The organism is Mesorhizobium sp. BHbdii (genome assembly GCF_053848045.1).
On the sequence record NZ_JBSPKX010000277.1, the window covers coordinates 1 to 414 of the forward strand.

Sequence of the window (414 nt, forward strand, 5' to 3'; positions counted from 1 at the left end):
ACTGACCGTGCTTGGCGGCAGGTTCGTCCGCGATCTTGGAACCTGCGTCGGCGCCGACACGCTGGCCGCCGTTGCGCAGCTTGGCACCGACCTGTTTTTCCTTGGCTCCTGCGGCCTGGATGCCTCACGCGGTGTGACGGCATTCGATTCGGCCGAGGCCGAGGTCAAGCGGGCCATGGCCAGGAACAGCGCCGGCATCGTCATCGCCGTCACCAACGACAAGCTGGCCACCGCGGCGCCTTATCGCGTCGCCGGCGCCGAAGCGATCCGCCATCTGGGGGTCGAAAAGACCGCGCCGGCCGCGATCCTCGCCGATTTCGAACGCCAGGGCGCTGAAATCCACTTCGCCTGAATGCCCGGCAGCATGCCGGACGTCGGGATTGCCCGCTTGCCTTGACAAATCCGGCCTCCCAT

At 66.9% G+C, this 414-nt stretch carries 1 pseudogene; it reads left to right on the plus strand.

The features are described 5' to 3' along the window. Positions 1-352: pseudogene (locus ACWTU8_RS33025) on the plus strand (DeoR family transcriptional regulator); the annotation flags it as partial. Between the last annotated feature and the right edge of the window lie 62 nt (positions 353-414).